General features: G+C 52.8%; 10 protein-coding genes. 3 read left to right on the forward strand and 7 right to left on the reverse strand.

Features of this window, described 5'->3' with window-relative positions; translation table 11 throughout:
• Positions 1 to 20 precede the first annotated feature (20 nt).
• From H0247_RS08150 to H0247_RS08175, 6 genes are all read right to left on the reverse strand, one after another.
• Positions 21 to 1,169: a mannitol-1-phosphate 5-dehydrogenase gene (locus H0247_RS08150; protein ID WP_180742105.1), complete on the reverse strand. Its 1,149-nt coding sequence runs from the start codon at positions 1,167 to 1,169 to the stop codon at positions 21 to 23.
• Between the two features lie 61 nt (positions 1,170 to 1,230).
• The gene (locus H0247_RS08155; RefSeq protein WP_180742106.1) at positions 1,231 to 3,138 is read right to left on the reverse strand and encodes a PTS mannitol transporter subunit IICBA; all 1,908 of its coding nucleotides are present in this window, start codon (positions 3,136 to 3,138) and stop codon (positions 1,231 to 1,233) included.
• Positions 3,139 to 3,668: 530 nt separating this feature from the next.
• Positions 3,669 to 4,385 carry a DUF3053 domain-containing protein gene (locus H0247_RS08160; protein WP_255433909.1) on the reverse strand — a complete coding sequence of 239 codons (717 nt, stop codon included), beginning with the start codon at positions 4,383 to 4,385 and terminating at the stop codon, positions 3,669 to 3,671.
• Between the two features lie 283 nt (positions 4,386 to 4,668).
• Entirely contained in the window at positions 4,669 to 6,738 is a 2,070-nt protein-coding gene (gene glyS, locus H0247_RS08165; RefSeq protein ID WP_180742107.1) for a glycine--tRNA ligase subunit beta, read from the reverse strand.
• Between the two features lie 9 nt (positions 6,739 to 6,747).
• Entirely contained in the window at positions 6,748 to 7,662 is a 915-nt protein-coding gene (gene glyQ, locus H0247_RS08170; protein ID WP_010286428.1) for a glycine--tRNA ligase subunit alpha, read from the reverse strand.
• A gap of 126 nt (positions 7,663 to 7,788) precedes the next feature.
• Positions 7,789 to 8,595, reverse strand: coding sequence for a sulfite exporter TauE/SafE family protein (locus tag H0247_RS08175; RefSeq protein WP_180742108.1), 807 nt, complete (start codon positions 8,593 to 8,595; stop codon positions 7,789 to 7,791).
• Between the two features lie 270 nt (positions 8,596 to 8,865).
• Here H0247_RS08175 and H0247_RS08180 point away from each other — a divergent pair, with 270 nt between their 5' ends.
• Entirely contained in the window at positions 8,866 to 9,429 is a 564-nt protein-coding gene (locus tag H0247_RS08180) for a DNA-3-methyladenine glycosylase I (protein ID WP_180742157.1), read from the forward strand.
• Positions 9,426 to 9,671: a hypothetical protein gene (locus H0247_RS08185; protein ID WP_255433910.1), complete on the forward strand. Its 246-nt coding sequence runs from the start codon at positions 9,426 to 9,428 to the stop codon at positions 9,669 to 9,671. The genes H0247_RS08180 and H0247_RS08185 overlap by 4 nt, the downstream gene beginning before the upstream one ends.
• Before the next feature lie 20 nt (positions 9,672 to 9,691).
• Here the strand turns inward: H0247_RS08185 and H0247_RS08190 are convergent, their stop codons facing one another.
• The gene (locus H0247_RS08190) at positions 9,692 to 11,653 is read right to left on the reverse strand and encodes a methyl-accepting chemotaxis protein (protein WP_180742109.1); all 1,962 of its coding nucleotides are present in this window, start codon (positions 11,651 to 11,653) and stop codon (positions 9,692 to 9,694) included.
• 339 nt (positions 11,654 to 11,992) lie between these two features.
• On the opposite strand from H0247_RS08190, the gene ghrB reads away from it, so the two are divergent.
• Positions 11,993 to 12,955 (forward strand): glyoxylate/hydroxypyruvate reductase GhrB, encoded by a 963-nt coding sequence (ghrB, locus tag H0247_RS08195; RefSeq protein WP_180742110.1) that lies wholly within the window; start codon positions 11,993 to 11,995, stop codon positions 12,953 to 12,955.
• The last annotated feature ends 15 nt before the right edge of the window (positions 12,956 to 12,970 follow it).

Raw genomic sequence — 12,970 nt, forward strand, 5'->3', positions numbered from 1 at the left:
CCGGTGACGAAGCGCGCCGATTACTGCATGGCGTTATACACATTCACTGCTTGCGCGACAACCTCACTGTCAGCATCCAGGCCAGAAATCTGTGCCAGCGCCGCCTGCGGCCCCTGTGCGCGGAGCAATCCGGCCAGTTCAAGCGCCTGCGGATCCTGTTCGCTGCGATAATGCATCGCGGCGGCAATACCGGTAATCAGGTTGTCATGCGGCAAATGGTACTCCAGCGTTCCCAGCAGCGGCTTGATCAGACGGTCGCCCGCGCTCAATTTACGCAGCGGCTGGCGGCCAACGCGCTCCACATCATCATGCAGATGGGGGTTTTCAAAGCGGCTAAGAATTTTATTGATATAGGCGGCGTGCTTATCCACATCAAAACCATAGCGCTTGATGAGCACCGCGCCACTCTCTTCCATTGCGCCTTTGACGACAACTCTGACTTTCGGGTCAAGAATCGCGTCGCGAATCGTTTGGTGCCGCGCCTGCTGGCCGAGGTAGGCCGTAATCGCATGACCCGTATTCAGTGTGAAGAGCTTACGCTCGACAAATGCCATCAGGTTGTCGGTCAGTTCCATACCAGGAATCGCTGGCGGCTCACCGCAGAACTGGGTTTTATCAACGATCCATTCGCTAAAGGTTTCTACCGTCACTGCCAGTACATCATCACTACCCGCTTCGGAGGGGGGAACGATGCGATCCACGGCAGAATCAACAAATCCCACATGCTCGACAAGCCATTCCTGATGGCCTTCCGGCAGCAGTTTCAACACGTGCTGTTTTAACTGGCTGGTGCCGCGCACCATATTTTCACAGGCAATAATGTTCAACGGCCGGGAATTGCCGTCGTTATGACGCTTAACCAGCCCCTGAGCGATAGTTCCGGCGATTTTTTCCAGAATCTGCGGCCCCACCGCGGTCGTTACCAGGTCGGCCACGGCAATCAGCGCGACGGCATCCTGACTGCCGCTGTGAACAGCGCTCACGTTGCTCACGGTATCAAGGCGTGTATTATCCCCAACAATCCGCACCGTATAGCTTTTACGGCTGTTCAGGGCATCCAACAGCGGCTGATTGACGTCAGCGAATGTCAGTTCGACGTTGGCATCCGCCAACAATTTCCCAATAAATCCACGGCCAATATTACCCGCGCCAAAATGTAATGCTTTCATGAGACATAACCTTAAAAAAACATAAAAAGAGGCCGCCCGAAGGCGGCACTAGCCACATCAATTAGGCACTCTTTTTACCGGAGAGTAAGTCGAGCACTTCCTGAACATCCTGCGTATGCGCCAGACGTTCAATGACAGCGTCATCATCCAGTGCGTTGGTCAGGCTGGTGATAACCTGAATGTGTTCGTTGTTACGGGCAGCGATACCGATAACCAGACGTGCAACTTCATCTTCTTCATCGCCAAAGCGTACCCCTTCAGGGTATTGGCAGAAAACCACGCCCGTTTTCAGCACGCGATCTTTCGCTTCAATTGTACCGTGCGGCACGGCGATCGATTCACCCAGATAGGTAGAGGTCAGCTTTTCGCGTTCCAGCATCGCTTCAACATACTCAGGCTCGACATAGCCGCCTTTCACCAGTTGCTCACCGGCGAAACGAATTGCCTGCTCTTTGTGTGTCGCATGCTGATTCAGGAACACATTGCCCGCACTCAGTTGGAACAAGTTCGTCTGCGTATCGGCTACAGCGGGTGCTGCCGTTGCGACGGTTTCAGGCTTCGCGGCACCCTGCGCAGCGACCAGACGCGCCGCCAGATCGCTATACAGACCGCTATCAAGGAAGTTGGTCAGCGAAATGTGCTGTGCCTGCGGTGCATGACGCATCGCGCGCTCGGTCAGATCACGGTGCGTAATCACCAAATCAACATCGTCCGGCAGGCTATTGATCGCGCTGTTAGTCACCGAAATGTTGGTCAGCCCGGCATCCTGCACTTTCTTACGCAGCACGCCAGCACCCATCGCGCTGGAACCCATACCGGCGTCACAGGCCACGATGATTTTACGCACGGTGCTCATATCGCCGCTGACCCCAGCGCTCGTCGCCGTACCTTTCGCGGACGCTTTCATTTCCTGTACGCGGCGCGTTGCATCGCTCAGGTCTTCTTCTTTTTGCTTGGTGCTTTTCAGCAGAATCGCCGACACGATGAAGGACACCGCGAAAGCTGCCGCAATCGCCACGAGGTTAGCGAAGTAAGCGCCTTTTGGCGTCATCGCCAGCACTGCCAGAATGGAACCCGGAGACGCAGGAGAAACCAAACCGCCGCCCAGCACGCTCAGCGTAAACACGCCGGTCATCCCGCCCAGAATCACCGCGATAATCAGACGCGGATTCATCAGCACATACGGGAAGTAGATTTCGTGAATCCCGCCCAGGAAGTGGATAATCGCCGCACCCGGCGCTGACTCTTTCGCGTTACCACGACCGAAGAACATATACGCCATCAACACACCCATACCTGGGCCTGGGTTCGCTTCGATCAGGAAGAAAATAGATTTGCCGGTTTCCGTCGCCTGCTGAATGCCCAGCGGTGAAAAGATACCGTGGTTAATCGCGTTGTTCAGGAACAGAATTTTCGCGGGTTCAACGAAGATGGACGTAAACGGCAGCAGGTTGTTCTGTACCATCAGGTTAACGCCGGAAGCCAGCACCTGAGAGAAGACTTCAACCAGCGGACCAATTGCCAAAAATGACAGAATTGCCAACAACATACCGATAATACCGGCAGAGAAGTTGTTGACCAGCATTTCAAAGCCGCTCTTGATTTTACCGTCGACCATACGGTCAAAACGTTTGATCGCCCAGCCACCCAACGGGCCGACGATCATCGCGCCGAGGAACATCGGGATATCGGTCCCGACGATCACACCCATCGTCGTAATCGCACCCACCACGCCGCCACGCTCACCGAATACCAGACGTCCGCCGGTATAACCAATCAGCAATGGCAGCAAATAGGTAATCATCGGACCGACGAGCTTCGCCAATGTTGCATTGGGGAACCAGCCAGTAGGGATGAACAGCGCGGTAATAATACCCCAGGCGATAAAAGCGCCAATATTGGGCATGACCATATTACTGAGGAAGCGACCAAAGTTTTGCACTTTGATCTTAATATCTGGTGAAAGCATAAAAACACACCCCTATTGAAACGCGCTGACAATAAGAGCGCGTGGTAATTATCGTGAGACGGCGTGGCAATATGTGTTAGTTGCAGCGATGGTTAGCAACAACGACCGACAGCCTTATTTTTACCGAGATATCAGCAGTGACCAAAACCTCGACTGTTATAGGCCTATCGGTTATCAAAACACCGATTGCTTCCGTCAGTATTACTGTATGCAGCGCGGACTCTAACACGCTGTTTTCATACCGCAACTCCATGGCAGAAACGTGACAAAAATCACACAACTACCCCACATCAACGACACAAATAGGTGATTTACTTCACAAAAAACCGTTAAAAATGAAAAACAAAACCGATTCCTAGACCAACACAGCCTTCCATGTGTGATTTACATCACACTTTAACGACATGAGTTTGTTTTATTTATGTGATATCAATCACAATTTATTTTTACTCTCTCACCTGCTCTCGCCCCCTTATCCAGAATACCTATCCGTAATAGCGCATCGCTGGATGTATGAGAAAACGACGCAGTTAGGGATAATTCACGCCACTTACCCCTCTGAGCGCATTCATTAAATTCTGCTGTTGCATGGGTAACGCCACCACCATGCCGTTATATTGCGCCACCTGCTGCGGCGTACGGAATTGCACAGACGCACCATTGAACACGGCCTGATCGCCCTGAGCATGAAGGAAATCGCCGATCTGAGTCAGACTCTGTGCAAAAGCAATCGCATTCGGAATGGCGGGCAACAGCACGTTAGTTGGCTGTATTACCGTGCGTGCATACAGCCGCTCATAGGGTATCTGTACCTCTTCAGGCTGTTTTAGCGTCCGGTGGGCATTGTCCGCCTGTACTTTCGCCGCCTGCACATGCTGGCTCAGCAGGTTCATTGCCCCGATAGATTGCCGCAGGCCATCGCGCTGTGTCAGATAGTCTTTAGGAACACGAATACGGGAAATTTGCCCCAGCATCGGCGTCAGACTGCCGGATACGGCTTGATTAAACTGCTGAGAAAAGGTGGTTAAAATCGCGTAATCATTGGCAAAATGGCCAAAAGTCTTCTTTTGCTCTTCCGTCAATGTCGGCAATGTTCCATCCTGCTGCGACTGTGCACTTTGCAGAAACGCAATGAATGCCTTCCGCTGCTCCGCCTCGCTGTCACCACAGGCAGCCAACTGCAATGCCGCCAGAATAACCAGAACCGGCAGCAGCCAGCGTGAACGGTACATCATCAGCCTTCTCATTCCCTACTCCTGTTATGTTCACTGCCCCGCCAGTCACGTCCTCTTCAAACAGAAACACGCTGACATTGGATTTTCCATGACAAGATTTTCTACGACATAAGCATAGTCGAATCAGGCTGGCTGTGCAGGAAAAGGCCAGATCTGCCAACGAATAGCCATTGTTTAAGTATCGAAATACACGGGGCGATCACAGGGGTGAGGCGGGACGTTTTACAGCGCGGAAAAAATAACCCCCGAACAGGAGAACCTACTCGGGGGTTGGGATGACATAACGCTATTGTCGTTATTGCAGCACGGAGATATCCGCAACCTGCAAGAACAGCTCGCGCAGTTGGCTCAGCAGCGTCAGGCGGTTTACACGCACCTGCTCATCTTCCGCCATGACCATCACCTGATCGAAGAATGCATCGACAGGTTCACGCAGTGAGGCCAGCTCAACCAGCGCTTCCTGATAGCGGCCTTCAGCGAACAGTGGCGTCAGCTTGTCGCGCAGCACGACAAGGTGCGTTGCCAGCGTAATTTCAGCGGCGTCTTTCAATACGGCGGCATTAACGCTTTCGTTCAGCGTGTCAGTAGATTTCGCCAGAATGTTCGAAACACGCTTGTTAGCCGCAGCCAGCGCGGCGGCTTGCTCCAGCGTACGGAAGTGGCTGACGGCTTTCACGCGGGCATCGAAATCCGCCGGACGAGTTGGACGACGCGCCAATACCGCTTGAATGGTATCCACGCTGTGGCCTTCTTCCTGATACCAGGCGCGGAAACGACCGAGCATAAACTCAATCACATCATCCACAACGTTAGCGTTAGTCAGCTTGGCGCCATACAAACGTACCGCTTCTTCGGCCATTGTCTGCAAATCCAGCGGCAGACGTTTTTCGACAATGATACGCAGCACACCGAGAGCGGCACGACGCAGCGCAAACGGGTCTTTGTCGCCTTTCGGGTGTTGGCCAATACCAAAAATCCCTGCCAGCGTATCCATCTTGTCGGCAATCGCCAGCGCACAAGCCACCGCAGAAGATGGCAGTTCGTCCCCCGCAAAGCGTGGCTGATACTGCTCATTCAGCGCAACGGCAACATCTTCCGCTTCACCATCATGACGCGCATAGTGCATTCCCATCACGCCCTGCGTGTCAGTGAATTCAAACACCATGTTGGTCATCAGGTCACATTTAGACAGCAGACCAGCTCGCGTCGCGTGATTCACATCAGCACCAATCTGACCAGCCACCCAGCCTGCCAGTGCCTGAATGCGGTCGGTTTTGTCGCGCAGCGTACCCAACTGCTGCTGGAACAAAACGGTTTCCAGACGCGGCAGGTGATCTTCCAAACGCTTCTTACGGTCGGTATTGAAGAAGAACTCGGCATCGGCCAGACGCGGGCGCACCACTTTTTCGTTACCGGAAATAATCTGCTGTGGATCTTTGGATTCAATGTTGGCAACAAAGATGAAATTCGGCAGCAGATTGCCGCTGTTGTCGTAAACTGGGAAATACTTCTGGTCACCTTTCATGGTGTAAACCAGCGCTTCGGACGGCACAGCGAGGAATTTTTCTTCAAATTTCGCAGTCAGTACCACTGGCCATTCCACCAACGAGGTGACTTCTTCCAGCAGGCTGTCGCTCAGATCGGCATTACCACCAATCTTGCGTGCGGCCTCTTCGGCATCGGCTTTGATTTTCGCTTTACGCGCATCGTAGTCGGCGACGACTTTACCGCGCTCCAGCAGAATCTGCGGATACTGCTCGGCAGTATCGATCGTAAATTCCGCTTCACCCATAAAACGGTGGCCGCGAAGGGTACGAGCAGAGTCAATACCCAATACCTGGCCGGGGATCAGTTCTTCACCCAGCAGCATGGTTACGGTGTGTACCGGACGCACAAACTGCGTTTCTTTGTCGCTCCAGCGCATCAATTTTGGAATTGGCAGCTTCGCTAATGCCGTGCTTACCATGCCAGCCAGCAGCGCCTGTGCCTGCTCGCCTTTCGCGTGGGCGCGATACAGCAGCCACTCACCTTTATCGGTCGTCAAACGCTCAGCCTGCTCAACAGTGATGCCACAACCACGCGCCCAACCCTCTGCCGCTTTGGTTGGTTTACCTTCAGCATCAAACGCTTGGGCTATCGCCGGGCCGCGTTTTTCTACTTCACGATCGGGCTGAGAAGCGCTTAAGCGTGCCACTTTCAGCGCCAGACGACGCGGCGCAGCAAACCAGCTCACCTCACCATGCGCCAGATTGGCGGCATCTAGCTCCGCCGTGAAATTAGCGGCAAAGGATTCTGCCAGATTACGGAGAGCCTTCGGCGGCAGCTCTTCCGTGCCAATTTCCACCAGAAAAGTCTTGTCAGTCATGGCTGCCTCTTAGCTCTCTTTCTTATTGCACATCGGGAAACCCAGTGCCTCACGCGAGGCATAGTAGGCTTCCGCAACCGCTTTGGTCAGGGTACGAATACGCAGAATGTAGCGCTGGCGTTCAGTCACCGAGATCGCTTTACGCGCGTCCAGCAGGTTAAAGCTGTGCGCCGCTTTCAGAATGCGTTCGTAAGCCGGTAAAGGCAGCGGTTTTTCCAGCGCCAGCAGGTGCTGCGCTTCTTTCTCGTATTGCTCGAAACAGCTGAACAGGAAATCGACATCAGCGTGTTCAAAGTTATAGGTCGACTGCTCGACTTCGTTTTGATGGAACACGTCACCGTAGGTGGTTTTACCTAACGGGCCATCGCTCCAGACCAGATCGTAAACACTATCAACGCCTTGGATGTACATCGCCAGACGTTCAAGACCATAGGTGATCTCACCCGTCACCGGTTTACATTCCAAACCGCCAACCTGCTGGAAGTAGGTAAACTGCGTGACTTCCATACCGTTCAGCCAGACTTCCCAGCCCAAACCCCAGGCACCCAGCGTCGGGTTTTCCCAGTTGTCTTCCACGAAGCGGATATCGTGAATGGTCGGATCCATACCCAGCTCTTTCAGAGAACCGAGGTACAGCTCCTGAATATTGTCCGGTGATGGCTTAATGACGACCTGAAACTGGTAATAGTGCTGTAAGCGGTTCGGGTTTTCGCCGTAGCGCCCATCGGTCGGACGACGAGAAGGCTGCACATAAGCAGCGGCCATGGGCTCCGGCCCCAGTGCCCGCAGGCAAGTCATAGGATGTGAGGTGCCTGCGCCGACTTCCATGTCCAATGGTTGAACAATGGTGCAGCCCTGGCGAGCCCAGTAATCCTGTAATGTCAGGATCAGGCCCTGGAAGGTCTTGGTATCAAACTTTTGCATGTTGGATTCGCGCGCGATACAAGTGGATTTATAAGGAATGCGCCAGTATACCCTCTGACCGCCAGATATACAGCCAGAATGCGGTAACAAGTGCAAATCCCCGTCATCATCTTTCAAATTTCAGGATCAGCCGGAAAAAACGGTCTGCAACATCTTCAGGCTCAGCAGCAACAGCAGCGCCGCAAAAGCTTTTTTCAACGTCGCGACAGGCAGACGATGCGCCAGACGCGCCCCGACAGGTGCGGTGAAAAAACTGACGGCGGAAATCAGGAAAACGGCAGGCAGAGAAACATAGCCGATGCTGTAGTCGGGCAGCCCCGTCGCTGACCAACCATTAATCATGTAACCCAGCGCACCGGAAAGCGCGATCGGTAACCCAACCGCCGCGGATGTACCAATCGCCTGCTGAATACGGACGTTGCACCACGTCAGGAACGGCACCGTGAGCGACCCGCCGCCGATCGCCACCAGCGCCGAAATGCTGCCAATCACCAATCCCGCCAGCGAAACGCCAGCTGTTCCGGGCAACTGACGCTGCGGTTTTGGCTTGATATTCAGCACCATTTGCAACGAAACGTAAGCCATAAAGCAGGAGAAAAAGATCGCCAACGCCCGCGTCGGCAATAGCGTCGCCAGCCAGGTGGCCGCGAATGTCCCAATCAGGATAGCGGGCGTAATCCGCATCACCACAGGCCATAGCACCGCCTGATGTTGATGGTGCGTGCGCAAGCTGGAAATCGCCGTGACGACAATCGCCGCCATTGATGTGCCCAACGCCAAATGTACCAAATGGGTATTCTCCACCCCCTGCGCGGCAAACAGCGCCGTCAACACAGGCACCATAATACCGCCACCGCCAATGCCCAATAAGCCCGCCATAAAGCCTACCACCGCGCCTAATGCCAGATAGGCTGCAATCCACTCCACTGCCATTCCCTGTACCCCTGTCGATGCTTTTCTTATGATTGATTAAACCGCTTTGAACTAATACACAGCCCTGAGCGAATAAACAGCCCTGATCTGCTGGCAAAACATTATTCATGATTCCACGACGACTTTCCGCCTCATCCGCACACCGCCGTTCATATCTGCGAGCATGCCCGCAAAATACTGGCTTTACATACAGTACAATCAACGCCATGATCACACCATATTGCGACAGACCACTTTACAATGAACGGCACACGCTATCAGGAGAAAGGCATGCAACGCTGCGGCTGGGTTACACAAGACACCTTATATCAGGAGTACCACGATAACGAGTGGGGAAAACCCTGCACCGACAGCCAGAAGCTGTTTGAGTTACTGTGTCTGGAAGGCCAGCAGGCAGGGCTTTCCTGGATCACGGTGCTGAAAAAACGCGAACACTATCGCCGTTGCTTCCATCAGTTTAACCCTGAGCGAGTGGCGCAAATGACGCAGGATGACGTAGATCGGCTGGTGCAAGATAGCGGCATTATCCGTCATCGCGGCAAAATCGAGGCGATTATTAGCAACGCAAAAGCGTGGGTGGCGATGGAAAGTCAGGGAGAGCGCTTCTCGCACTTTATTTGGTCCTTTGTCGAACACCAGCCGCGTCTCAATCACCCCGTTTCACTTGCAGAAGTCCCCGCCAAAACGGATGTTTCAGACGCCATGTCCAAAGCCCTGAAGAAACGCGGCTTCAAATTTATCGGCTCGACTATCTGCTATGCCTTCATGCAAGCAGGTGGATTGGTCAATGACCATGTCACCGACTGTTTTTGTCATCAGGAAAGCGCGTCATGATCCGCCCTTACTGCGCCCGCGATCTCGAACCGCTGATGCCGCACGTTCAGGCGCAGTTCACCTTGCTCACCCTAGAAGGGTATCAGCAGAATACGCGCGCCTGCCAGTTCTACCATAAGCAGGGATTTGTCGTCGTTGAGGAAAACGTCAATCAGGATACGCAGGCCACGGCACTGATCATGCAATGGGCAAACGAGGGAGCAGCTCATGCCACTCCCCCTGGTTCAGTCGATCACCGCTGAATCATCGACTCAGCGGAATATCAGAACGTTGTCCAGTTATCGCTGCCGTTATCCCGCGATGCGAGCGTCGGAAGACGAGCCGTCGGCTTATTACCCGAGTTACCGTTACCGCTACCCGAACCTTGCAGTCTTGACAAACCAGCAACATCCGCATCAGATATGTGGAAAACCGACATCAGTTTTGCCAGCGTCGAGGCCTGTTCCTGCAACGAGTTCGCCGCGACGGAGGATTCGCTCACCATGGCGGCATTCTGCTGAATAGTGGTATCCATTTCAGCCACTGCACTGCCGATTTGCGCAATCCCACGGCTTTGTTCATCCGATGCCGAAGAGATCTCCCCCATGATGTCATTCACACGGCTGACGGAAGCCACAATGTCATCCATCGTCGTTCCCGCCCGAGAAACCAGTTCCGTCCCGGCATCGACGCGGGAAACCGATTCTGAGATCAGGCTTTCGATCTCTTTTGCCGCCTGTGAACTACGCTGCGCAAGGCTACGAACTTCACTGGCTACCACGGCAAATCCCCGCCCTTGCTCACCGGCACGCGCCGCTTCCACCGCGGCATTCAATGCCAAAATATTGGTCTGGAAAGCGATGCTATTAATCACCGTCGTGATATCAGAGATCTTCTTCGAACTCCCTGAGATATCGCTCATGGTGTTAATTACACGGTTAATAATCTCTCCACCGCGATTGGCGTTGGTTGAAGCTTCTCCGGCAATCTGGCTAGCATGTCGGGCATTATCGGCGTTATTTTTCACCGTAGCCGTTAACTCTTCCATGCTGGCTGCGGTTTCTACAATCGCCGCCGATTGCTGCTCGGTACGCGATGACAAATCATTGTTGCCCGCGGCGATGTCAGAAGAAGCACTTTCAACACTGTACACACTTTGACGAATATCGGTCATTAAATGGCGTAATTTCTCCGTCATCACCATCATCGCCGTCGTGAGTTGCCCCAGTTCATCATGCCGTTCTACCGTGACATTGGCGGACAGATCGCCGCCCGCAATGCGTTCCGCCAGCTTCAGGTTGGTGATAATGGGTCGGGTAATTTGTCGGGTGACAGACCAGGCGACCAATAAACCGAATACGATGGCAATCGCTCCGAGAATCAGCGTTTGCAGTACAGAGCTATTGATAATGTCATCATTCTTCGTGCCGAGCTTTTGCAGAATACTGCCGATATCGCTCGTCATTCTGTCTCCGGTTGCCCGAAATTTAACATCTATCGCCTTTAACTGACCCTGCTGTGTGTAATATTGCTCTGCCTTTTGATGGTAATTTTCAAAAGCTTGCCAAAAAGAATCAACGCTACGACGGCGGTCGCCACTGACCGACGACGCCAGCGCATCGTAGGATGCCTTCGAGGCAGCATAGACCTGTTTCTGTGCATTAAACGCGGCTTCGCTGTTCTCTTTTTGTAAGATATAAGTGCTGTTGACTAGCTTCATGAACAGTAGTGAGAAGGCTTCCTTCTGCATAGATAACGCGGTTTCATCCGTATTAACGGTGAAATTGGTCATAAATGCGGTTAGTGCATCGGAGGCATTCAACTGGTTGATTTGCTTTGCCGTATTGATCACTGCGTTGGCGGCAGCTTTCAGGGTATTCAGATCGGCATCATAATCGACAAAATCCTGATCAAGTTTTTTAAAATCGGCAAGATACCCTTCTTCCCACGAGAGGGCTTTGGCTTTTTCTTTCTGCTGGTTTGCCTGATTAATATAGGTACTCAGATTCTTGATATTGTCATCCGCAAAGGTGAAGGAATACTTTACCCTCGCCATTTTTGACTGATCAAGATAATGGTTCATTTCATTCAGCATTGTCGTTTTAACATACAGATCATGAATGATGAAAAACCGTATCGCACCAACGCCAGACGCGATCATCACCAGCAACAGAACAATACCGAAACCGCCATACAGCTTATGAGACACCTTGAGGTTACTCATAATCCTAGTAAAAAAATGCATTTCCGCCCCCATTAACAAACCGTGTATAAAACATGATCCTGTCTAAAAAAACACCACATCTAAAGCATCCCCGTAAAGAGGGTTATCGGTTTTTAGCGGTAATGCTTTACCCGAAAATGAGTGATAATAATCACAAAGGAAATATATTAATCAAGGCATAAAAACTCACGCTAAGCGCTTGTATGCGATCGTTCATCCTATTCATCGTGCAAATCCCCCATTAATCGCGGTTAACCTTGGGCAGATGCGGGGGCGGTATCGCTTGCAGTCTCCCGCCAGCTACGCGATTATTCGATGAGCTATTTCTACGTTAACTTACTTAATCTGCTGGAGTTTGTGATGAAACCTAGCGTTATCCTGTATAAAAAAATTGCTGACGACCTACGTGTTCGTCTAGACCAACACTTCACCGTCACTGAACTTGACGCCTTTCCCTCCCTCGACCATCCTGCTCTGGCAACGGCCGAAGGCATCATCGGTTCCGGTGGTAACGTCGATAAAGACTTCCTGCAACACGCTCCACGTTTACGTGCGGCGTCCACCATTTCTGTCGGTTACGACAACTTTGACGTCGACGCACTGAATGAAAAAGGGGTGATTCTCATGCATACCCCAACCGTGCTGACGGAAACCGTGGCAGATACCGTTCTGGCGCTAATGCTCGCCAGCGCGCGTCGGGTCGTGGAAGTGGCCGAACGCGTTAAAGCAGGCGAATGGAAAGGTGGCGTTGACAGCGACTGGTTTGGCACTGACGTTCACCATAAGACCATCGGCATTCTGGGGATGGGCCGCATCGGTCTGGCCGTCGCACAACGCGCTCACTTTGGTTTCAGCATGCCGGTGCTGTACAACGCACGCCGCCATCATGCCGAAGCAGAACAGCGCTTTAATGCCCGTCACTGCGATCTCGATACGCTCTTGGCCGAGTCTGATTTCCTCTGTATCACGCTGCCGCTCACGGCGGAAACGCATCATCTGATTGGGCGCGAGCAGCTGGCAAAAATGAAACCCAGCGCCATTTTGATTAATATCGGTCGTGGTGCCGTCGTAGATGAAGACGCGCTGACGGAAGCCTTGGTGAAAGGAACCATTCAGGGCGCAGGCTTGGACGTGTTTGTCAAAGAACCGCTGCCCGTCGATTCCCCGCTGCTGGATTTACCTAACGTTGTGGCGCTGCCGCATATCGGTTCCGCCACGCACGAAACACGTTATGGCATGGCTGCCTGCGCCGTTGACAATCTGATTGCCGCCCTGAGCGGTCAGGTAAAAGAAAACTGCGTGAATCCGCAGGTTTTGAAGTAGCCCTCAGTCAATCAT

The sequence above is a fragment of the Pectobacterium sp. CFBP8739 genome (assembly GCF_013449375.1).
GTDB lineage: Bacteria > Pseudomonadota > Gammaproteobacteria > Enterobacterales > Enterobacteriaceae > Pectobacterium.